We start from the raw sequence: 21,670 nt of genomic DNA, 5'->3' as shown, positions 1-21,670 counted from the left end.
GGATAACATGATCAAGGTCGAACATGTGAAAAAATCGTTTGGTGAGCAGACGATATTGCGAGATGTCAACTTCACGATCCAGCAAGGCGAGTTTGTCGGGATTATTGGAACGAATGGTAGTGGGAAGACGACGTTATTACGCTTGATTTCGGGAGTTGATCCGCTTGAAGCGGGTGAAATCAAGATTCGAGATAAAAGAGTAACGAGTTATCCTCGCAAAGAATTAGCTCAGTTTTTAGCTGTGCTGTCGCAAGATGCGCTGCCACCTGTTGGTTTTACAGTGCGTGAAATCGTCGAGATGGGCAGGTATCCTTTTCAAAATTGGCTTGGAGAGGAAGCGGGCAGTGGGGTACAATTGGTGGAGACGATTATAGAGAAACTGCAATTGCAGGAATTAAGTGAACGCACGGTCGATGCGCTAAGTGGCGGGCAGCGTCAGCGGGTTGCACTTGGGAAAGTAATGGCACAGGAGCCTTCGATTCTGTTGTTGGATGAGCCAACGACTTTCTTGGATATTGGCTATCAGCTGCAAATGATGGATTATATCCGCAAGTGGCAGGATGAGTGTGGAATGACCGTTGTAGCGGTACTGCATGATCTGAATTTGGCAGCCCAATATTGTACAAGACTGCTTGTGCTGCATGATGGCATTATTGTTGCGGATGGGTCGCCACATGATATTTTGACGATTGAGCTTGTGCAGCGAGTATATGGGACAGTTCCTGTCGTATTGCCGCATCCAAGCAGTGGTTTGCCACAGATTTTACTGCAACCGGGTATGGGCGAATAGCGATAGCATTATAACCAATAGGAAATGAGTGGGTATTCGGATGAAGAATTTACAGGAAGTGCTTATGAACATCAATCCAATTGATGAGACACAAGTGGAGGCTGCGCAGAGACATTTGGATAGTCTGACAAAGCCACCGGGCAGTTTAGGTAAGCTTGAGAACATTGCCCGTCAAGTAGCAGGTATTACAGGCGAGATAAAGCCTGTTTTTCATAAGAAATCGGTCATCGTTATGGCTGGCGATCATGGGGTGTGTGCAGAAGGGATAAGTGCTTTCCCACAGGAAGTAACGCCGCAAATGGTCATGAATTTCCTTAGTGGCGGTGCTGCCGTGAATGTTCTTGCACGTCATGTAGGGGCAGATGTTGTCTGTGTGGATATAGGTGTGAATGCGGAATTATCACATCCTGATCTGGTCTCGCGAAAGGTGCGGATGGGAACTGCGAATATGGCAGTTGGTGCAGCAATGACGCGTGAAGAAACAGAGCAGGCGATAATGGTAGGTGCTCAACTTGTAGACGAGCTGGTTGATAAGGGCTATTCCTTATTTGCAACAGGTGAGATGGGAATAGGAAACACGACAGCAAGTGCTGCGCTATTGTGCGTGTTGGGTGGAATTTCGGCTGAAGAAGCAGTAGGCAGAGGAACAGGGATTGATGATGAGCGTTTGTCTCATAAAATCGAGGTTGTAAAACGTGCGATCGCAGTCAATGCCCCACAAGTAGACGATCCACTTGATGTGCTAGCGAAAGTTGGAGGACTTGAAATCGCAGGTCTTGTAGGCGTTATCCTTGGAGCTGCTAGCCGCAGATGCCCAGTTGTTATTGATGGATTTATTTCCTCAGCAGCAGCGCTTGTGGCGAGTAAGCTTGTTCCGGCTTCGATTGGTTATATGATTGGATCGCATCAATCGATGGAGCAAGGACATGCCCTCATGCTTGGAGCAGTGGGAATTATACCGATGCTTCATATGGATATGCGTTTGGGTGAAGGAACGGGTGCGGTGCTAGCATTTTCGCTTATTGATGCGGCAGGAAAGATTATGTCGGAGATGGCTACTTTTGAGAGTGCCGGCGTGTCGCGCGGAGAATAAGAGGATGATGATGCTAGAAGAGCGTGATTAGGGGGAGAGAAGCAGTGGCGATATTAGTAACGGGTGGTGCGCGAAGTGGCAAAAGCAGCTTTGCCGAGCAATTGGCGGCAAAGTTAGGTAGTTCTGGGCTGTACATTGCGACAGCCCAAATCTATGACGAGGAGATGCGTGATCGCGTCTCCTCGCATCAAGCGCAGCGCGCAAGCGGCTCCTTCCCGTGGATGACACGGGAAGAGCCCTACGCGCTGGCAGCGCTCCTGCGCCGCTTAGCTGAGCGCGGTGGCGAACCGCAAGGCGCGGCAGTCGTGGTGCTTGTGGACTGCCTCACCTTGTGGCTGTCCAATGCGCTTCTCCGGTATGCCGAAGGCTCACCGGAGGTAATCCCTGCCGTGACAGCAGCCATTGCGGATCTGGTAGCGGCTGTGGCCGCGTACCCTTATCCGCTTATCCTCGTCACGAACGAAGTGGGGGACGGGGTCGTGCCACCGTCCCCGCTTGGCCGGCTATTCCGTGATCTAGCCGGTCGACTCAATCAGCAGCTCGCAGCAGTCTGCTCGGATGTATTTCTGGTGACGGCAGGTATCCCAATTGAGCTAAAGCGCATTGCCTTTCAGCTTGATAGCTTAGATTTACGCAACTAATTTGTATCATTCAAACAAAGGAAGCGAAGAAACACATGCTTTTGTATACATGGCAAGAAATTATCGGGATTGTATTAGCTGCAATTATCGTCGATCTGTTGGTCGGTGACCCGAAGTGGCCGACGCATCCTGTCATCTGGATGGGGCGGTGGATCACATGGCTAGAGAAAAAACTGCTGCCACCCCAAGTTACTTTTAAGCCCCGAGCCCAACTGCTGCGGGGCCTTGTGTTAACTGGGCTAACCCTATTATTCGTTACCAGCTTGATGTATGGCATCTGGTTTCTGGCGGATTACCTTCATGAATGGTTGGGGTATGTGGTGAGTGTTTGGTTCATCTCGACCACGATCGCTGTCAAAGGGCTCAAAGACGCAGCCTACCTCGTGCTGCGTCCATTAAGGGATGGGAATTTAGCAGATGCTCGTAAATATACAGGTTACATAGTAGGTAGAGATACAGGAGATTTGCCTGAAAGTGAACTATCTCGCGCTGTCGTTGAGACGGTCGCAGAAAATACGGTGGATGCGGTATTTTCTCCGATCATCTATGCCTTACTTGGTGGCGCTCCGCTAGCGATGCTGTATCGGGTATCCAATACGATGGATTCTATGGTTGGCTATCGCAATGCAAAGTATCTGTATTTCGGACGAGCTTCAGCACGTTGGGACGATGTTATGAATTGGGTTCCAGCACGTATAACAGGCGGATTATTAGCTCTGACAGCACTTCTTATGCCGAGATGTTCTTTTGTACGATCACTCAAAGCGATTTTTAAATTTGCAAGCAAGCATCCAAGTCCGAACAGTGGCATTCCAGAGTCTGCAGTAGCAGGTGCGCTGGGCATTGAACTTGGTGGATTGAACATTTATGGCGGCATTGCACAGGAGCGAGCTCGAATGGGTTGGCCCCTGCGCGAACTAAATTTAACAGACATTCAGTTAGCTGTGCAGATGATGTATGGTGCGACTTTCCTTACGATAGGAGGCTTAATATGCGCATGGGTGCTTCATTAAAAGGTTGGCTGCATGGGGTTATTGCTGCCTTTCAATTTTTGTCACGGCTGCCTTTACCCATTACAATTCCATACAACAATGATGTATTTCGTCGCAGTGTTCCTTTTTATCCCTTGGTAGGAGTCATCGTGGCGTTCATCCTTACTTTATGCAGCATTGTGCTTAGAGACGTACTGCCGCTCCTTCCTTTTGTCATCATTATTCTTGTGATCTGGACGGTCCTTACAGGGGGTCTGCATTTGGATGGATTGATGGACACAGCAGACGGCATTCTAAGCCATAGACCTCGGGAGCAGATGCTGGAAATTATGAAAGACAGCCGAGTTGGTGCAATGGGAGTCATCGTATGTGTGCTTCATTTAATGATGAAAGCTGCGCTATTGGCAACACTGCTTCCATTAGGTTGGGAGATCACCTGTGCTGCACTTGTACTAAGCTTATGTTGGAGCCGCTGTTTCATGGCGATAGCGATGAAAGGGTGGCCTTATGCTCGAAAAGAATCCGGGCTTGGGAGTTATTTTCAAGGAACACCCATCTTGTATGTATGGCTTACGATTGGACTTGCAATCTGTTTAAGTGCGGGGTTGTTATGTATCATGGGCAACACGTTCATGAACGATGGTTGGTATCCATTCCTTGTCATTCCGGCTTCAATTCTTATTGTCGGGTGGGCCATTGCGGCATATTTGAACCATAAGCTTGGTGGACTCACGGGCGATACATACGGAGCCTTGATCGAATTACTGGAAGTGGCAGGGCTTTTTACAGCTATAATCGTTTTTCAATACTAGACAGGAGGACATGAGATGCTAGAGCGATATGGGCATGGTGGAGATCTACGTACCGCAGCAGAGTCGTTTGGATTGGGTAAGGAGCAGTTTCTCGATTTTTCAGCAAATATGAATCCACTTGGTCCTCCAGCTTGTGTGGGTGACATTGTTCGCGACAAATGGATGGACGTTATTCGTTATCCAGATCCCGTGTGTAGGGAGCTTGTTCGGACGATTTCTCAACATTATGACATTCCGGAGGCGAGCATTCTAATTGGGAACGGAGCAGCGGAACTGATTGATCTACTAGTTCGTGTGCTGAAGCCCAATGTTATAGGTATTGCTCGTCCATCGTTTAGTGAATATGAAGAAGCTGCTGAGAAAGCAGGCAGCCAGATTGTGGACATACCGCTTCGTGAGCGTGATGGGTTTGTGCTGCAGCAAGCAGATGTGGAGGCTGCGATTCAGCAGACGGATGCTCTATTTATAGCACATCCGAATAATCCAACGGGGAGACTTGTGCCAAGTGATGTGATTGATACGATTACGACGGCGTGTCATCCGCTTATTCTGGACGAGGCATTTGTGGATTTTTTGCCTAATGAAAAGGAAATAAGTCGTATCCGTCAGGCAGCTATCAATCGGAATGTATTCGTCATTCGATCCATGACTAAATTTTATTCGATACCCGGTATCCGACTCGGTTTTCTTGTTGCGCATCCCGACCACATTCATACAATAAAGCAGCATAAAATCCCGTGGAGTGTAAACTTTCTAGCGCAAGAAATTGGGACAGCCGTGCTGCAAGATACGGATTTTGCAGATCGTACTCACAAGTGGTTGCAGGAAGAAAGGCAGTGGCTCACCCAGTCACTAACAGGTTTGGGACTTCAAGTTGTACCGAGTGATACGAATTTTATTTTGTTTGCCTTTAAGCAATCGGAAGAAATGAATGTGAAAATAGCTCAGAACAGACTAGGTCAGCTAGGTATTCTCGTACGAGATGCTTCCCTTTTCTCTGGGTTGGATAATCGCTATTGTCGTGTTGCAATTCGTTTGCGGGAGGACAATGAAAGATTGATTGCAGGGCTTACGCAAATCATGAAGGAGGGGCACCATTCATGAGCAGTAAAGATTGCACGGATCAATCAAGTCATGATCATAGCAACGAGCAAAATGGCCAAACCCTCATGGTATTGGGTACCGCATCTGATGTAGGGAAAAGTATTGTGACAGCAGCGTTATGCCGTATTTTTGCCCAAGATGGATGGCGGACGGCTCCTTTTAAATCGCAAAACATGTCCAATAATTCTTACGTAACACCAGATGGCAAAGAAATTGGCAGAGCACAGGGCGTGCAGGCAGATGCTTGCCGCATTGCAGCAACGACCGATATGAATCCAATCCTGCTTAAACCGAAAGGCGATATGACTTCCCAAGTTGTTGTTCATGGGGTTCCTTATGCAGATTTAGAAGCGCGTGCGTATCGAGAATCGTATTTGCCGACTGCTGAAAAAATTGTGAAGGATGCACTCAATCGGTTACGTAAGAACTATGAGGTCGTTGTGATGGAAGGGGCGGGCAGTCCTGCTGAGATTAACTTGAAGTCTCGTGACATCGTTAACATGAATGCAGCCAAATGGGGTGATGCTCCTGTCGTGCTCGTTGCTGATATTGATCGTGGAGGGGTATTTGCGTCGATTGTAGGGACGATGGAGATCTTGGAGCCAGAGGAACGCGCACGTGTTGGTGGTTTTATTATTAATAAGTTCCGTGGGGATGTTTCTTTGCTGCAGCCGGGCTTGGATTGGTTGGAAGAACGTACGGGCAAGCCTGTGTTAGGTGTGATTCCTTACTTGCCGATGCTCGGTATTGAGGATGAAGATTCGGCGTCACTAGATTCAAAGCGTCAAGTGATAAAGAAATCTTCATCAACTACAGTTGATAACGAAAGTGAACGACTAGATATTGCCATTATTCGTTTCCCACGTATTTCGAATTTTACAGATATGGACCCTTTATTTGAGGAAAAAGATTTGGAAGTGCGCTATATGACGCACGTTAGCGAATGGGGCAATCCAGACGCAGTTATTTTGCCAGGAAGTAAAAATACGTCGGAAGATTTGATCTATCTGCGAGAAACGGGGCTAGCAGAACGGATTGTTCAGTATGCGGAGAAAGAGTCTGGATTCGTTGTAGGGATTTGCGGTGGTTACCAAATGCTAGGGAACAGGCTGCTAGATCCGAAACAAGTGGAGTCTATGCATACTGAGCTCGCAGGTCTTGGAATCTTACCAGTAATAACAACTTTCGCAGGGGAGAAGCGTACTGTCCGTGTGAGTGGAGAAACAAAATTATTTGCAGCCAGCTCGGCCCTATCTCCTTCAGCAACCTCGGTGCTAACCCCAATCGTTGGTTATGAGATTCATATGGGGCGTACGGATTATGAACAAGCTGTGGATCGACCTTTTGCAATAAGTGCGGAGGTTCAAGATGGCGCCGCCTTACACGATGGTCGAATTTTCGGGACCTATATTCATGGCATTCTGCATAATGATGATTTTAGACGCAATTGGATCAATACGATTCGTGCCAGCAAAGGCTTAAAGCCACTCGAAGCGAATTTGCGTTTTCAAGAGAATCGTGAAGCGGCATTTGATCGGCTTGCTGACCATGTTAGAAAACATTTGGACCTCACTCGAATTTATGAGATGATGGGCTTAAAATCAATCATGTGAAACGGAGGAGAAGGCATGAGGATTTATACACGTACAGGGGATAAAGGGACAACAGGTGTGATTGGGGGACGTGTCAATAAAGACGACATTCGCGTTGAGGCGTATGGTACGGTGGACGAGTTGAACTGTTTTGTCGGTGTAGCGATGGGATTACTAGATCAGACGAAATACGCAGATTTGTTAGCCGATTTATTACAGATTCAACATGAACTATTCGATTGCGGTTCAGACCTTGCCCTTCTAAAAGCGGAGTTAAGACCCTATAAAGTGACGGCAGCCATGGTTGATGCTCTTGAGCCTTGGATTGATAAATACGACTCAGAGACACCCGATATTAAACGGTTTATTTTGCCGGGGGGAAGTCAGGCGTCCTCAGCTCTTCATGTATGCCGAACCGTATGCCGTAGAGCAGAGCGCCGTGTTGTAACACTTGCTGGATCACAGGAAATTAATCACGAAGTATTACGTTATTTAAACCGACTTTCTGATCTGTTCTTCACGATTGCTCGTACTGCGAATTTCCGTGAAGGCCAAAGTGATGTAGAATATATTCGATCTGCCGAGGTGTTTCGTTCAAAGCCATGAGTTATTATAAACCACTGCAATATGTTGTGCCGTCAGAAGAAGAAGGATTTTTATTAAAGACGATTTTACAAAAAAGATTAGGGGTATCCCGCAAGCTGTTATCCCGCGTCAAGCTGACTGAGCAAGGCATTATGGTCAATGGAGAGCGTAAATATATTTCTGTTAAGGTTTCGGAAGGCGACCTGATCGAAGTTCGAATGGAGCTGGAAGAGTCGGAAGACATCATGCCGCAGGAAATGCCTTTGGATATTATTTATGAAGATGATGAGCTTTTGATCCTAGCTAAAAAAGCGGGCATGATCGTGCATCCGACACATGGTCATTACGTGAATACGATTGCGAACGGGGTCGTCCACTACTGGAAGCAAAAAGGGGAGACTGTGCGTTTTCGTCCCATTCATCGATTGGATCAAGAAACCTCAGGGGTGTTAGCGATTGCCAAAAATGCGTTCGTTCATCAGCAAATTTCGGAGCAGATGATCGTCCATGAGGTAAAGAAGGAGTATCTGGCTCTTGTTCATGGTGTGGTCGAGGGTGATAATGGAACGATTGATGCGCCGATTGACCGTGATCCTGAGCAGCCCCACGTTCGAATAGTCATCGAATCGGGTTACCGAGCTGTGACACATTATACGGTGGAAGAACGTTATGCGGATATGACGCTTGTTCGGCTTCGTCTAGAGACAGGCCGAACGCATCAAATTCGTGTTCATATGAAATATCTTGGACATCCACTGCTTGGTGATAAAATGTACGGACCTGAGGCAGAGGCACTGTCCACGGATAGTGGACAAGCTGCGTCCGACCAATCGCTCATTGACCGTCAGGCGTTGCATGCAGCCAAGCTTGGTTTTGTACATCCAAGAACGAAAGAATGGATTCAGTTTGAGGCTCCTCTGCCAGAAGATATGTCACAAGCAATTGAACAAGTAAAGGAGCAATTATAGATGAAACTTACCGTTTATGAATATAGCAAATGCGGAACGTGCCGCAATGCACTGAAATGGTTGAAGGCACATGGTCACGAGGTGACAGCTGTACCGATTTTTGAGCAGCCTCCGACGGTGGACGAGCTGCGCAATTTGATTTCCTTGAGCGGGCTGGACATGAAGAAGTTTTTCAATACATCGGGTGAAGTTTATAAGGAAATGGGATTGAAAGATAAATTGCCGACAATGACAGAAGATGAGAAATTGGCGCTGCTTGCTTCTAACGGCAGATTGATCAAGCGTCCGATTGTAACAGATGGAACCAAGGTTACGGTTGGATTTAAAGAAGTTGATTATGAAACGGTATGGGGTTAAATGACGTAATAGGTATGGGAGTTGAATGGGAATGAGTGGAAGGCCGGGAGGTCCAGGTTTGGAAACAAATCAAGAGAAGAAAAGTGGGAAGAATCCATTCTTTTTTCTCGTTGCGATTGGCGGTTTTATTCTAGCTAAAGGTAAAGTCGTACTCGCGTTATTGAAGTATGGTAAATTCGGCAGTGCGCTTTTGAGTATGGGGTTATATATCGGTGTTTATGCGTACATTTTCCCGTTCTATTTTGCCGTTGGACTTGCAGCTATGTTATTGATTCATGAATTGGGGCATGTCTTTGCTGCTAAACGTAAAGGAATGCCAGTGTCAGGTATGTTTTTCATCCCGTTCATTGGTGCAATGGTAAGGATGAAGCGTAACCCAAGAGATGCGGTTACAGAGGCCTATATTGCATTTGGTGGGCCTCTTATCGGTACGATTGGAGCACTGATTGCATTTGGACTTGGAATATGGCAGGATCATCGCGGGTTTTACTCGATTGCTTATATCGGTTTTCTACTTAATTTGATAAATTTGCTGCCGCTTCAAATGCTAGATGGCGGTAAAATATCTGCAGCAGTAACAAGATGGTTATGGCCAATTGGACTTGTAGTTGCCATTCCGGTCATTCTTTATTTACAGAGCATTTTGTTCGGTATTCTTTGGCTATTTGCAGCTTGGGACTTGTATAAGAAATACAAAGAAATTCGTTACAAAGAGAGCTTGCAGGATAAACAGCATGAAGCTTCAGCCGTATTTTTGATTCCAGAACAATATTTTGACGCTAACGGTTACTTTATTCCAGGTGAAGCGCATCGTAAAGAGCTTGATTTTACAACCTATACCGTATTAACTGGTGAAAATGCTGGCACTCAAATTGTGACGGTAGAGTGGGAAGGTATCGGATTTAAAGAAAATATTGAACTGCAAATTTCATCTGTTATCCATCATGTGTATGCGTCTCATTTCACTCGTGTCCAAGATGCAGATGGCGAGTATGTCGTTAGGGTTGTTGTTACCGTTGCGCTAAGTGCCCATATGAATGATCGATACTACGAAGTGCCGAGTTCCACACGTTGGAAGTACGGAATAGCCTATATTGGACTTGCTGCATTTCTCGGTGTTATGATGACTTATGTCCATCAATTAACGGGAAAAATATAGAACATAGATAGACTGCTTACGTTTATATCAGATTCGTCTGAATGAACGAGGCAGTCTTTTTTTATACAAAAATAGCTAAATACTAGGGGCGGTATGTTTTAAGAATCACATTTTTGTTCAGAATGAGAGTATATAGGTATTTTGGAATACAAGAAGGAGGCAAGAGCAATGGATTCTATTTCTTCTTTATCGGATTTATGGACAAGGGGGCGGGCTAGCAATTATGTGGAGATTCCAGGTGTGCTAGGGCGTACGTTTGGACAAGAAACACTGACAGCGACACTGCCGATGAGCAAGCTATTTTCGATATATGAGGTGGATCTTGAGGTGCAGCGTTCCATTAACCCTCGTAACCTTTCGAAGCTCATTGATTATATTGAATTGTATTTGCAGGATAATCAACCCATTTATTTCCCGGGGATTATTTTCTCGGCACGTGGAGCGGGTCACTTTGATGAGGAGTCGCAGACATATCGCTTGCAGCCAATTGAGAAGTTGTATGTAGTGGATGGTCAGCATCGTCTTGCAGCATTTCGTAGGGTGATGGAAAGCTTGCAGAGCCAGATGGCAAGAGCCAAGGATCGCCGTGAATATGAAAAAATGGAAGAGATTTCGCAGAAACTTGGACGATTATACGCATTTCCGGCATCCGTTATGGTATACATGGACATTAATGCGAAGCAGGAGCGTCAGTTGTTCTCTGATATTAATAAATTACCTCGCAAAATTGGTGGAAACCTTGCGGTACTGCGTGACCAACGTCGTTATTACCATGTGATGGCAACAGAGCTGGTACAGAAGCAAGCATTGACGGAGCGAATTCCGGTAGATATTTTTTCCGAACGGGGTAAAGGACCAGAATTTTTATTTACGTACCATTTGTTAATTGAGATTGTGATTGGACTATTCGAGGGACGGATGAAATCGAGCGCAAGGCAAAATGGGTATCGATATGAAGAAAAGACGATGGAAGACCATCATGCGTTAGCTACGGAATATTTTCAAAACATGCTGAAGTATTTGCCTGAGCCTGTCAAAGGCTCGCTGCCATGGTCGGAAAATATTCAAATTGCGATCGCGTTATTTATCCATCAGGAAGCGACAAAAACAGGGAAATTTAATCGCTATGCGATGAATTATGCCATGCGGATATTACCTCATATCGACTGGGATAGCATTTACCAAGGTGAGGAGAAAGATCGTTTGCCAAGACGTTCGAGGATCACGAAGGCGTATCAGCATCTAACAAGATTTTATCAGGATCAGCATATGTTCCTAATTCAAGATGGGGAGGATGTTGGCTAATGAACGGACTTCGTTTGCAAATGACGATTTATCCTTTTTGTGAAAAATTTGGTTTAACGACTGTTGCTTTAAAAGTACGCGATTTGCTTGATTATACGACAATCGATCCGATGGTACAGCGTAAACTAAGTATGATGCAGCGTAGAAAAATTGCGAATTACTTGCAAGAGCGAGAACTGGATCAAGTGTTCTTCGGGCCAGTGACTTTGTCGCTGCGGGATGTGAGTTCTTTTGCAAGAGATGATGAAGATTTGGTTCTGCGTCAAGGCTCGAAACTCAGTATTCTGGATGGTCAGCATCGCATTCTTGCGCTTGGCTATGTTGGCGAGCAAATGACCAAGGAAGCACGGAGATATTCTAGACGAGTGGTGACGCTCAAGCTGCAAATGCGTAAAGATGGACATTCAGAAGAGATGGTTCGGGAAATCGAGCAGTTGGAAGGATCAATCGAAGAATTGGAAGCGCGTCGACTTGCTTTAATGGAGACCGAGCTTGCAGTTCAAATCTATATTGGACTGAATGAAGAAGAAGAGAAGCAGTTGTTCGGGGATATTAATTCTAAGGTACAACTTGTTTCTAAAGAGCTTGGTCATTCATTCGATTCAATCGATCCGCTTAATCTGGTCATCCAACAAATCGGCGATCACAATCCATTATTGAAAGAAGCAGGCATTGAGAAACGCAACTCATTGACAGCATTTAATCGTAATTTCACATGCTATTCTTGGATGTATTCCATTACGACGATGTTATTCTCGGGCAGAATGCAGCCGTCTTATGAGTTGATGCGCAATGTTCGTAAGGAACTGCCTTTTTATGTGGAAGTTCTGCACGGATTCTTTAACACTTTATTGCCATTAATGCCTGAACAGCCGGGATTGTCGCAATACATCTCTGCTTCTCGCGTGATGCAGGAGAGTATCGCCTTGTATGCCAATCAATTCTTGTTTAAAAATGGGGAGTTCAATCCGGATTGGCTAAGCTGTCTACGAATTTTGGATGGATTCGACTGGTCGCATCAGAATGAGGAGCTACTCTACATTTTTGGTGCCCAGGATAACGGTAAAATGAATTTAATTCATGAGAAATCGTTGCGTAAACATAGTAAGTTAGTTAAATTCCTGCTTGAAGGTGTCGATACCGCAGGCGGTGATCTAGCTTCGATGGCATAGATTTTTATAAATTGCTTGTAAAGGAAGTATACTTAGGGTGTACTTCCTTTTTTGCATTTTTTGAAGATGATGAGCTTTTCACTGTACATAGGGCTTCGGATGTTGTATATTTCATGGAGCATTGGAGTTGATGATATGAGTAAAGGTAAGGGAACTGGAAGAGGTACGGACAAGAAGGGTTGGAACCGCTGGCAAGCTAGTGCCAATAAAGCGAAGAGCGCTCCAAAGCCTTATAAAAGTAAAGGTATTAAGAAGAATAATGACGCTAAGAAAACGAATAGTTAATCTTCATTTGGAGAAAAGAGCCTGCATAAATCCCTGACAGAAGTGTCGGGGATTTATTTTTAGATGGAAACTGTATCGAACAAACAGCTTTTGGCAGAAGACGAAAGCTTTGGTATATTAGGAAGTAGGAAAAGTACTGGAAATGAATGAGAAAAGGGGAAGCAACGAATGGCTAAATCCGTGAAACAACAACGGAAAATGCAAAATACGAAGCAAACTCAGCTCCAGAAGCAACCTAAGATCAGCACACTGCTCTGGCTATTACTCCTCTTCGGACTTGTGATCCGCTTGATCTTAGCACCGATTTGGAAAGGGTACGAACCTGATGTGCAGACCTTCATGGCATGGGCAAACATGGCATACACAGGGGGATTGCCACATCTATATGAGACGCAAGCCTTTTTGGATTATCCACCGGGTTATATGTATGTCTTGTATACGTTAGCTGCTATTCGTGATTTATTCGGACTCGCTTGGGACAGTTCGGCAACACTGATCTTGTTCAAACTGCCGGCTATGTTAGCTGATCTGGTGACTTCATACGTTCTCTATCGATTAGCACGAAAATATGTGTCAGAGAATGTCTCACTTGGCATAGCCGCCTTATATGCCCTTAATCCGATGGTACTTGTGAACTCCGCCGTATGGGGGCAAGTGGATTCGATCTTTATGCTAGTCATCGCTGTATTCTTATATATCTTGCAAAAAGGGAGATTATCTCTTGCAGCCGTCATACTTGGACTTGCGATATTATTAAAACCTCAAGGTCTTTTGTTCGGTCCGTTCTTACTCGTCGCAGTCATTCGAACTCGCAGCTGGGTGACTTTTTTCAAAAGTGTACTTAGCGGCGCTGCGCTTGTTGTTGCACTCTTGCTTCCGTTTATGTTGGGAAGTGGGGTTACATGGGTGTTCAAGCTATATTTCAATACGCTTGGTCAATATAACTATGCCTCGCTAAATGCATTTAATCTCATGACGCTATTAGGAGGAAACTTCGCAGCACTTGAAGGAGGTGGGTTCCCTTACCAAGCATGTGGAGCTTTGCTAATGATCGCAGCGCTCATTTATGGTATGTTTACATATTTTAAAAGCAGCGGTATCAAGGGTTCGGCCTTTTATTTCTCTTTTCTATTCTTAGCTGCTGTGTTCACATTTGGGATCAAGATGCATGAGCGCTACTTGTTCTACGCGTTGCTTCCGCTATTAATGACATGGATCTATGTTCGAGATCGACGTCTGTTGGGATTATTCGTGTGCTTCTCGTTTACACACTTTGTGAATGTTGCCTATGTTCTGAACCAGACGTGGAAAGGCATTAACTTTATCCCGCAATGGGACGTGCTTATGCTGTTTATTTCAGCGATGAATGTTGGACTAGTCATCTATGGCGTTATTCTTGGTGGAAAGCTATTTGGTGTTCATGAAGGGATTCGGTTATCTTTTCCTTCTGCAAAAGAAGTAGCTGCTGCATCAAGTCTGACAGGCCGTTTGTTCAAGAAAAAGGATTGGTATTTATCGCTTGGGCTTACGCTTGTTTACTCTGTATTTGCATTGTTTAACTTGGGTTCTCATCAAGCACCAGAAACGTTCTGGAAACCGCATGCCGCGGGCTCCTCACTCGTATTTGATCTAGGTCAACCTGCATCACTTCATCGTGTGCATACGTTCATTGGACCTGGTCATGGCGATTATGAGTATGCTTTTTCCAATGATGGTGTGCAGTGGAATGAACCTTTTGAGGTGAAATCGGATCATACGAAAGTGTTCGTCTGGAATGTGAAGGAGCTGTCTGTGCAAGCTCGTTATGTCAAGTTCACGGTAAAGCAGATTCAGTCGGGATTTGCGGTACATGAAATTGCTTTTTTTTGATGGGAATTCAGACAAGCCCCTCCCGATTCAAAGCATTGTAGGCAACGATTTATCTCCAGAGGATGAGGGTCAACCAGATTCGGTCATTGATGAACAAGATATTGTACCGTACTCACCAACTTACATGGATGGCACTTATTTTGATGAAATTTATCATGCGCGTACGGCGTATGAGCATTTACACAAAATCGAACCCTATGAGAATACACATCCGCCACTTGGTAAAGTATTCATCTCAGCAGGTATTGCCATCTTCGGGATGAATCCATTCGGTTGGCGTATTGTCGGAACATTGTTCGGGATTGCCATGATTCCAATCATGTATGCGTTTGGTAAAAGGTTGTTTGGTCGCTCCAGATATGGCTTCATTGCAGCCTTCTTATTCGCTTTTGATTTTATGCATTTTGCCCAAACACGGATAGCAACGATTGATGTGTATGGCGTCTTTTTCATCATCTTGATGTTCTATTTCATGTATCGGTACATGCAAATGAATTTTTATCGGGATAAGTTGTGGAAGACACTGATTCCTCTTGGTCTTGCAGGGCTATTCTTCGGTATTGGCGCGGCTTCTAAGTGGATCGTCATTTACGGCGGTATAGGACTTGCGTTCCTTTTACTTTTTGTACTCATTGAACGTTATATGGAGCATCGTAGAGCGAAGCTTAGACTTGCGAGTGAAGATGTATGGATTGCGGCAGAAGCGAACGAAGATCGCCTTACAGAAGAAGAGCGGGCAGACCTAGAACAAGCTGCACGATCTTACTGGCGGCCAACGCTAATAACACTCGGATGGTGTGTCATTTGGTTCGTGATTGTTCCAGCACTTATTTATCTAGCTTCTTATATTCCGTTCATGATGGTTCCTGGAGAAGGACATGGACTGAAAGATGTAATTTCCTACCAGAAACATATGTATGACTATCACAGTAAGCTCGTGGCGACACATCCATTCGGTTCGCCTTGGTACGAATGGCCGTTTATGGTGATGCCAATTTGGTACTACGCAGGACATTTCCTACCAGAAGGCAAGCTATCATCGATCATTTCATTCGGTAATCCAGTCGTATGGTGGGGCGGATTTATTGCTTTGGTTGCAACAGCTTACTTTGCGATTAAACAGAGAAGTAAGAAGCTTGCCTTCCTGCTTGTCTGCTTCGGTGCACAATACTTGCCATGGGTTGGAGTACCACGCTTAACGTTTATCTACCATTATTTTGCTACGATTCCGTTCTTAACGCTCATGTTGACCTACTTTATCGGACGATGGACAGAACAAAGTAAACAGCGTCGCTGGCTGGCTTATGGTATTCTTGCACTTGCATTTATCTTGTTCCTAATGTTCTATCCGATTTTGTCTGGACTTGTTATTGATAAGAGCTATTCGAGTACTTGGCTGCGCTGGCTGCCGACTTGGAATTTCTTCTAAAGATGTTCAACTTGAAAAGGTGAGTTACGCTTCATTGCGGACTCACCTTTTTATGCTATGCCTGCTTTTAAAAAGGGAATTTTTGGATTAAAATAGAAAGTGATAAATGAAAACGTTTCCAATTTGATCATTGGAGGAATATTGATGGGAAAAAGATTTCAAAATTCAACCGTCATGTATGCGCTTGGCATGTTCGCTATGATGATTCCAAGTCAGGCGTTTAGCACGTTTTATGTTTATTTTTATACCGATGTGATGGGGCTCAGCCTCGTATTTGCAACGATCGCGCGCATGGTGTATACCATTTGGGATGCGGTTAATCAACCGCTTGCAGGATACTTCTCGGATCGCACGCGAACCAAATACGGCCGGCGTAAGCCATGGCTAATTGGTGCGGTCCCGCTATTGATGCTCTCGTTCATTATGGTGTTCTCGGTACCGGGTGGGATGTCGAATACAGGCATGTTCGCATGGTTTCTAGTTGCTATAGTATTGTTCGAAGCGATCGCGACGATCATCTGGGTCAATTACGGAGCGCTTCTTCCTGAACTGTATCAGGGTGATCGCATTCGTGCAAAGGCGTCAGCCGTTCAAAATGGATTCCAGATTGTTGCGATACTAGTGGCTTCCATTTTGACCATGCCACTTGTGGAAAGTATCGGCTATAGTAATATGTCCGTCGTGTTTGCTGCTTTGTTCGCGATTTTTATGCTATGGTTCATCTCTTCAATCAAAGAAGATCCAGAAGCGATAAAGGAGCCCAAAATCAAGTTTGTGGAGGGCTTTAGCGAAACACTCAAAAACAAGGAGTTTTGGATTTTCAATATCTCCAACTCGTTCGCACAGACGGTTAATGGTTTGCTCAGCGCGACAATCCCATTTTGGGGCAAATACGTGCTCGGTATCTCGGAAGGTGAAATAACATATTTGCTAGCGGCAGTATTCGTGTCGGTCATCCCGTTTGTATTCGTATGGTATTGGATTATTAAAAAGCTCGGTGGGTACAGAAGCTGGCGTCTGGCTATCGTTGTCTATGCGATTTCTGTTATTCCGCTCTGGTTTAGTTCGGATCTGATTACCGGAATCGTCGCAGGAATTTGCGTTGGCTTTGGTCTTGCTGGGTTTCTGGTGACGCCGCCTGTTTTAACCGGAACAATCATCGATCAGGACACGGAAAAGACCGGAAAGCGCCGAGAGGGCATTTACGTCGCCGTTGGCGGTTTTATTACACGTTCCAGTGGGCTAATCTCTGTGTTGGCCTTTTGGATTGTCGGTATGATTTTCGGTTATGTAAGCGGCGAGCAACCAGGCCCGAACCCAGAAGCGACTTTCCGCTATTTGATCAGCGCTGTGCCGTTCATTTTACTGGTAGTGGCGATCATCATCTCGTTGTTCTTGAAAGACTTTACGAAGATTAGCCGCATTGCTGCATCCCAAGACACATCTTTGAACGCTGACAAATGATGAGAAGGCAGATTACTTGGAATTTCTTCTAAGGTAGTCTGCCGCTTGCTTATGATATAATAGGGTCAGGTTAACGAAGGAGAGATCGATTTTGACTGATAATAAACAATCCGTGCTGCTAGTTGACGGCATGGCGCTGCTGTTTCGTGCGTTCTATGCGAATTCCTATGGCGGCTTTATTCGTAAGACAAGCACAGGATTACCGACGAATGCGGTATACGGTTTTATTCGCTATTTTATGGATGCGATTAATCAATTCAATCCGACACACGTCGTGTGTTGTTGGGATATGGGAAGCAGCACGTTTCGTACAGAGAAATTTGATGGTTATAAAGCGAATCGTCCGAGCGCCCCTGAAGAGTTAATTCCGCAGTTCGATCTTGTAAAAGAAGTCGTAGATGCTTTTGGTATTCCCAATGTCGGCGTACATGGTTTTGAAGCAGACGACTGTATCGGCACACTCGCAGGTCGATATGGAGAACATACACAAGTACGTATTTTGACAGGTGATCATGATATGCTCCAGCTTGTGAACGATAACGTACATGTCATCATTATGAAAAAAGGTCAAGGCAACTACGCGGTGTACACACCGGAGTTCCTCTTAGAAGATAAAGGACTTACACCTCTGCAAGTCATTGATATGAAAGGCTTAATGGGGGATACGAGTGACAATTATCCTGGGGTTAAAGGCATCGGGGAGAAAACGGCACTCAAACTCATTCAGGAGTATGCGACTATTGAAGGTTTACTTGAGAATATTCACCTTCTTCCAAAAGGAGTTCGCGGTAAGATTGAAGCTGAACTGGATATGCTTCATTTATGTCGTGACTTAGCTCGAATTCGCTGTGACGTTCCGCTTGAATGTGAACTGGATAGTTGTGAATGGGCGGTTGATACCACACGTGTACACAGTAAATTTGAGGAATTAGAATTTGGTGGTCTTGTCAAGATTTTCGGTGAGGCAGTTAATGGATAAGGGTTTGAAAAGTCAAAACTCATTAATCAAAAGAAAAGACGCCGCCCATTTTATGGGAAGAGCGTCTTTTTTTGTCTCTGAATTACTTTATTTTCAGGAAGTGGGATTAGCTCATTGCTTTTTTAAATGTAGACGCCAGGTCATTCCAACTCACGAGCTCCATCTTCTCCGGAAAAACCGGGCTTAGTCCGCAAACTGACAGGGCATAGCCAGGATCAAGATGATATTGGCAAAAGGACCAACGGGTGTCTTGGCGGCCTGACAGATACATTTCAACCTTATGGTCATGGATCTGAAAAGAAAAAGAATCCAGCGGGATAGAGATTCCTTTTCCCTCAGCTTTTATGTAACTTTCCTTAAGCGTCCACAACTTATAAAAAAACGGTGTTTGATTCTCATCCTTTTGGTTTCGGAGCATGATTACCTCGGAAGCTGTGAAGAAGCGATCTGCAATGGATAATTCGATGGGAGCAATGGCCTCGATATCGATCCCGACAACCTTTGTATCGAATGCTGCAACGACCCAGTCACCTGAATGAGAGATATTGTAATGATAAGATGGGTAATGAGCCAGCTGGGGTTTTCCAAAATCGTTTACGGTCCGAATCAGTTCAGTAGGTGCCAAGTTCCAACGTTCCATCGCATAGCTGCGAAAAAGAAGCTCGCCGCAAAGTGTCCGCAGCTGATCTTCGGGTTTATAAAATTTGCGGATTTTGACTTGTACATCAGGCTCCATGAAAGAGATAAGAGCTTCCCAATCTCTCTTGTTTGGATAAGTGGAGTGAAGATTCACTGCTAGAATATTCATGTTAAATCAGCTCCTGCTGCTTGTCTTTTGAAAGCTCGCTTAAAGACATCCAAAATTCTCCTTTCTTATTTTCCTTTATATCATAACTCATGGTTCAGCCCGCCTGCTACACCTGATCGTGCAACAATTGATAATCGAAGTTTATATAGAGGGGAAAACAGACTTTGTGAACCGTGCCACTTCGTTCATCCTCTCAACCAACCTTTCTTTCATTTTGATATAATAAAATATAGTAGAACATACAAATCAGTTGAAACTGATAGCAAGAATGGCCGCTTATTTCAATCGTTTTTTAACGGGCGTGGATATCCATCCTAACGTAAAGATTGGCGAAGGCTGCTTTATTGATCTTGGCATGGGAGTAGTCTTTGCCATAGGAAAGAGAGAAAGAGAGAGAAAAACGGAGCGTCACCTTATCTGTCTAACTCTATAACATTCTGGGAGGATGTCACGTTGATAATTGATTTAATTGTCGCGAATTTAGTAATACCTGGCTTGCTGTCGTTGTGGATCTGGAAATCGCAAGGATCGAGTTTGGTTGGGACCGTAACTTGTCTGTTGACTACTATGTCTTATTTCGTATTTTACTGGCTCGGGGATTCCTATAAAGCATTGACAATTTTCGGTTTAATGTGGATGCCATTTTTTATTTTCGCATCTTATCGATTAATTAAAAAAACATATGGAAGTCCTGTATTTCCAGACGAAATAGGCAAGATGGCGACTCTAACCATCATCATCGTGACCTCTTTTATATTTATTTATTTGAACGTGACTGCCTTACAATCCAGTTTTTACAAGAATCAGAAGGAAACGGATCACTTCATCTTTTACAGCTCGAAAGCGGATTATTCAGAGGTTGTAAAGCTTGCTGACAATTTTGAACAGCATTATGGGCGTATCATTGGCTTACTTAAAACAGAGCCAAAGACGAAGTCAAAAGTAACCGTTTTTTCAAATCAAATCAATCTGGTATATTCGTTGGGGCTATTTTCTAATTTTTGGTCATTAGGCGTATTTAGTGATGACGCACTATTTATCTTATCACCGAAAAACCGGTCTTCTATATTAAATTCAAGCATTCATGAATTTACACATGTCGTGCTGTCTCAAATTGACAGTAAACGACCTACGTGGCTGGAAGAAGGAGTTGCCAATTATTTGGGGAATACGGATCTTAATGCCAAAATAGTGCTCCCAATCTTGGTTTCTGCTGGTAAAATACCTAGCTTTGACGAGATAAATGGGCCAGCATTCGTGTATAGGAACGGGTATCCATATTCCTATACGATCGTGGAATTTTTGGTACTTAAATATGGATATGAGAAATTAAACGACTTCATTCGGCACCCAGAGGAATATAACCGAATATTTGGCGTCAGCAAATCAGAATTACACAGTCTTTGGGTTGATTATTTAAAAGCGAATTATAGCCACTAATCCTAGATTATGCATAGAACAGAATCGTTTCAGAGGCAAACTGCAATTCAAAATGGCTCGAAGGTCCCACTTAAGCTACACACATGAAGTAGTAACTTACTGACAAGACATATAAAACTACGACCGTTTCCTGGTATTCCACTGGGAGCGGTCGTTTGTTTTTTCTGAAAGCGATCTTGATTTCCTATTATGGTATAATGTGGATATGGGTGATGAAAACAAATCAAAAGGGATCTGGTGCTAATCATGGAAAATAAGCAGATTCATTTTCAAATTACTAAAATTAATGGGATGGTTTTTATTCTTGGTCCAACTCCTCCTATGGAAAAAGGTGAGGAAGAGGAAGATCCTGAGCTTCAATTAAATCAAACGCTTGATCACCTTATTCATGCTTTTAAAGAGGCAGGCGTGGAAGCTAGAAACATTCGAAATTTGAATATTTTTCATAAAAGCGAGCATTGTGAAGCATATAAAGAAATTATTGAAAATTATTTTAATTCAAGAAACACAACGCTTCATATAGTTGCTACTACTATGGAACCATTGATTCAGATCGATGGTGTCGCTTTAGCGAATAAGAAAGAATGGCAGTTTATTAAAGAACATAAATTCTGGCTAAAGACTGCTATTTTTAGTTTGATAGGGATATCAATTCCTATTTTAATCGGGTTTTTATTTCTTTATTTTTCACTTAAGTATGAATGAAAGCTACTATGCATGACCTCATCTCCCTGTATAACGCTCTCATTCACATTTTACGGTGCAATCCACAGCTAAGGTTGTTATACTCAAATGAGTAGTCAACCCAAATATGGATGGATGGAGT

At 44.2% G+C, this 21,670-nt stretch carries 21 protein-coding genes; 20 read left to right on the top strand and 1 reads right to left on the bottom strand.

Features of this window, described 5'->3' with window-relative positions:
• Positions 1-7 precede the first annotated feature (7 nt).
• The 18 genes from ACSBOP_RS16495 (at position 8) to ACSBOP_RS16410 (ending at position 18,596) form a co-directional block, all read left to right on the top strand.
• Positions 8-790: an ABC transporter ATP-binding protein gene (locus tag ACSBOP_RS16495; protein WP_442601615.1), complete on the top strand. Its 783-nt coding sequence runs from the start codon at positions 8-10 to the stop codon at positions 788-790.
• Between the two features lie 40 nt (positions 791-830).
• Entirely contained in the window at positions 831-1,883 is a 1,053-nt protein-coding gene (cobT, locus tag ACSBOP_RS16490; RefSeq protein ID WP_442601614.1) for a nicotinate-nucleotide--dimethylbenzimidazole phosphoribosyltransferase, read from the top strand.
• A gap of 44 nt (positions 1,884-1,927) precedes the next feature.
• Entirely contained in the window at positions 1,928-2,524 is a 597-nt protein-coding gene (gene cobU, locus ACSBOP_RS16485; protein WP_442601613.1) for a bifunctional adenosylcobinamide kinase/adenosylcobinamide-phosphate guanylyltransferase, read from the top strand.
• A 35-nt stretch (positions 2,525-2,559) separates the two neighbouring features.
• Positions 2,560-3,537: an adenosylcobinamide-phosphate synthase CbiB gene (gene cbiB / locus ACSBOP_RS16480; protein ID WP_442601612.1), complete on the top strand. Its 978-nt coding sequence runs from the start codon at positions 2,560-2,562 to the stop codon at positions 3,535-3,537.
• On the top strand, positions 3,522-4,328 hold the full coding sequence (gene cobS, locus ACSBOP_RS16475; RefSeq protein ID WP_442601611.1) for an adenosylcobinamide-GDP ribazoletransferase: 807 nt from the start codon (positions 3,522-3,524) through the stop codon (positions 4,326-4,328). The genes cbiB and cobS overlap by 16 nt, the downstream gene beginning before the upstream one ends.
• 15 nt (positions 4,329-4,343) lie before the next feature.
• Positions 4,344-5,432, top strand: coding sequence for a threonine-phosphate decarboxylase CobD (gene cobD / locus ACSBOP_RS16470; protein WP_442601610.1), 1,089 nt, complete (start codon positions 4,344-4,346; stop codon positions 5,430-5,432).
• Complete coding sequence (locus ACSBOP_RS16465) at positions 5,429-7,045, top strand: cobyric acid synthase (protein ID WP_442601609.1); 1,617 nt, start codon at positions 5,429-5,431, stop codon at positions 7,043-7,045. Before cobD ends, ACSBOP_RS16465 begins: the two co-directional genes overlap by 4 nt.
• A gap of 15 nt (positions 7,046-7,060) precedes the next feature.
• Positions 7,061-7,630, top strand: coding sequence for a cob(I)yrinic acid a,c-diamide adenosyltransferase (locus tag ACSBOP_RS16460; protein WP_442601608.1), 570 nt, complete (start codon positions 7,061-7,063; stop codon positions 7,628-7,630).
• A complete protein-coding gene (locus tag ACSBOP_RS16455; RefSeq protein ID WP_442601607.1) occupies positions 7,627-8,577 on the top strand; it encodes an RluA family pseudouridine synthase in 951 nt (316 codons plus the stop codon). Before ACSBOP_RS16460 ends, ACSBOP_RS16455 begins: the two co-directional genes overlap by 4 nt.
• Positions 8,578-8,934 (top strand): arsenate reductase family protein, encoded by a 357-nt coding sequence (locus tag ACSBOP_RS16450; RefSeq protein WP_442601606.1) that lies wholly within the window; start codon positions 8,578-8,580, stop codon positions 8,932-8,934.
• Positions 8,935-8,992: 58 nt separating this feature from the next.
• Positions 8,993-10,093: a site-2 protease family protein gene (locus ACSBOP_RS16445; protein WP_442601605.1), complete on the top strand. Its 1,101-nt coding sequence runs from the start codon at positions 8,993-8,995 to the stop codon at positions 10,091-10,093.
• 168 nt (positions 10,094-10,261) lie between these two features.
• Positions 10,262-11,398, top strand: a complete 1,137-nt coding sequence (locus ACSBOP_RS16440) for a DNA sulfur modification protein DndB (RefSeq protein WP_442601604.1) — start codon at positions 10,262-10,264, stop codon at positions 11,396-11,398.
• On the top strand, positions 11,398-12,570 hold the full coding sequence (locus ACSBOP_RS16435; protein WP_442601603.1) for a DNA sulfur modification protein DndB: 1,173 nt from the start codon (positions 11,398-11,400) through the stop codon (positions 12,568-12,570). The genes ACSBOP_RS16440 and ACSBOP_RS16435 overlap by 1 nt, the downstream gene beginning before the upstream one ends.
• 135 nt (positions 12,571-12,705) lie before the next feature.
• A complete protein-coding gene (locus ACSBOP_RS16430) occupies positions 12,706-12,855 on the top strand; it encodes a DUF3934 domain-containing protein (RefSeq protein ID WP_442601602.1) in 150 nt (49 codons plus the stop codon).
• 168 nt (positions 12,856-13,023) lie between these two features.
• Positions 13,024-14,724 (top strand): glycosyltransferase 87 family protein, encoded by a 1,701-nt coding sequence (locus ACSBOP_RS16425; RefSeq protein WP_442601601.1) that lies wholly within the window; start codon positions 13,024-13,026, stop codon positions 14,722-14,724.
• Positions 14,705-16,153, top strand: a complete 1,449-nt coding sequence (locus ACSBOP_RS16420) for a glycosyltransferase family 39 protein (RefSeq protein WP_442601600.1) — start codon at positions 14,705-14,707, stop codon at positions 16,151-16,153. The genes ACSBOP_RS16425 and ACSBOP_RS16420 overlap by 20 nt, the downstream gene beginning before the upstream one ends.
• A 144-nt stretch (positions 16,154-16,297) precedes the next feature.
• Positions 16,298-17,617, top strand: coding sequence for an MFS transporter (locus ACSBOP_RS16415; protein WP_442601599.1), 1,320 nt, complete (start codon positions 16,298-16,300; stop codon positions 17,615-17,617).
• Positions 17,618-17,708: 91 nt separating this feature from the next.
• A complete protein-coding gene (locus ACSBOP_RS16410; RefSeq protein WP_442601598.1) occupies positions 17,709-18,596 on the top strand; it encodes a 5'-3' exonuclease in 888 nt (295 codons plus the stop codon).
• 106 nt (positions 18,597-18,702) lie between these two features.
• Here the strand turns inward: ACSBOP_RS16410 and ACSBOP_RS16405 are convergent, their stop codons facing one another.
• Entirely contained in the window at positions 18,703-19,404 is a 702-nt protein-coding gene (locus ACSBOP_RS16405; protein WP_442601597.1) for a 4'-phosphopantetheinyl transferase family protein, read from the bottom strand.
• 453 nt (positions 19,405-19,857) lie between these two features.
• Here ACSBOP_RS16405 and ACSBOP_RS16400 point away from each other — a divergent pair, with 453 nt between their 5' ends.
• Positions 19,858-20,844: a peptidase MA family metallohydrolase gene (locus ACSBOP_RS16400; RefSeq protein WP_442601596.1), complete on the top strand. Its 987-nt coding sequence runs from the start codon at positions 19,858-19,860 to the stop codon at positions 20,842-20,844.
• A 246-nt stretch (positions 20,845-21,090) separates the two neighbouring features.
• Positions 21,091-21,549, top strand: coding sequence for a Rid family hydrolase (locus ACSBOP_RS16395; protein WP_442601595.1), 459 nt, complete (start codon positions 21,091-21,093; stop codon positions 21,547-21,549).
• Positions 21,550-21,670 lie beyond the last annotated feature (121 nt).

Origin of the sequence: Paenibacillus sp. KN14-4R (assembly GCF_052180255.1) — a bacterium.
Taxonomy (GTDB): domain Bacteria; phylum Bacillota; class Bacilli; order Paenibacillales; family NBRC-103111; genus Paenibacillus_AM.
Note: the sequence above shows the minus strand (reverse complement) of the source record. Positions and strands in the feature narration are given on the sequence as shown.

Excerpts from the sequence above, each read along its gene's own strand:
- cobS (WP_442601611.1), top strand. The coding sequence starts at position 3,522 with ATGGGTGCTTCATTAAAAGGTTGGCTGCATGGGGTTATTGCTGCCTTT.
- ACSBOP_RS16465 (WP_442601609.1), top strand. The coding sequence starts at position 5,429 with ATGAGCAGTAAAGATTGCACGGATCAATCAAGTCATGATCATAGCAAC.
- ACSBOP_RS16420 (WP_442601600.1), top strand. The coding sequence starts at position 14,705 with ATGAAATTGCTTTTTTTTGATGGGAATTCAGACAAGCCCCTCCCGATT.
- ACSBOP_RS16460 (WP_442601608.1), top strand. The coding sequence starts at position 7,061 with ATGAGGATTTATACACGTACAGGGGATAAAGGGACAACAGGTGTGATT.
- cobD (WP_442601610.1), top strand. The coding sequence starts at position 4,344 with ATGCTAGAGCGATATGGGCATGGTGGAGATCTACGTACCGCAGCAGAG.
- ACSBOP_RS16405 (WP_442601597.1), bottom strand. The coding sequence starts at position 19,404 with ATGAATATTCTAGCAGTGAATCTTCACTCCACTTATCCAAACAAGAGA.
- ACSBOP_RS16430 (WP_442601602.1), top strand. The coding sequence starts at position 12,706 with ATGAGTAAAGGTAAGGGAACTGGAAGAGGTACGGACAAGAAGGGTTGG.
- ACSBOP_RS16450 (WP_442601606.1), top strand. The coding sequence starts at position 8,578 with ATGAAACTTACCGTTTATGAATATAGCAAATGCGGAACGTGCCGCAAT.
- cobT (WP_442601614.1), top strand. The coding sequence starts at position 831 with ATGAAGAATTTACAGGAAGTGCTTATGAACATCAATCCAATTGATGAG.
- ACSBOP_RS16415 (WP_442601599.1), top strand. The coding sequence starts at position 16,298 with ATGGGAAAAAGATTTCAAAATTCAACCGTCATGTATGCGCTTGGCATG.
- ACSBOP_RS16455 (WP_442601607.1), top strand. The coding sequence starts at position 7,627 with ATGAGTTATTATAAACCACTGCAATATGTTGTGCCGTCAGAAGAAGAA.
- ACSBOP_RS16435 (WP_442601603.1), top strand. The coding sequence starts at position 11,398 with ATGAACGGACTTCGTTTGCAAATGACGATTTATCCTTTTTGTGAAAAA.
- cbiB (WP_442601612.1), top strand. The coding sequence starts at position 2,560 with ATGCTTTTGTATACATGGCAAGAAATTATCGGGATTGTATTAGCTGCA.
- ACSBOP_RS16440 (WP_442601604.1), top strand. The coding sequence starts at position 10,262 with ATGGATTCTATTTCTTCTTTATCGGATTTATGGACAAGGGGGCGGGCT.
- ACSBOP_RS16425 (WP_442601601.1), top strand. The coding sequence starts at position 13,024 with ATGGCTAAATCCGTGAAACAACAACGGAAAATGCAAAATACGAAGCAA.
- ACSBOP_RS16395 (WP_442601595.1), top strand. The coding sequence starts at position 21,091 with ATGGAAAATAAGCAGATTCATTTTCAAATTACTAAAATTAATGGGATG.
- ACSBOP_RS16495 (WP_442601615.1), top strand. The coding sequence starts at position 8 with ATGATCAAGGTCGAACATGTGAAAAAATCGTTTGGTGAGCAGACGATA.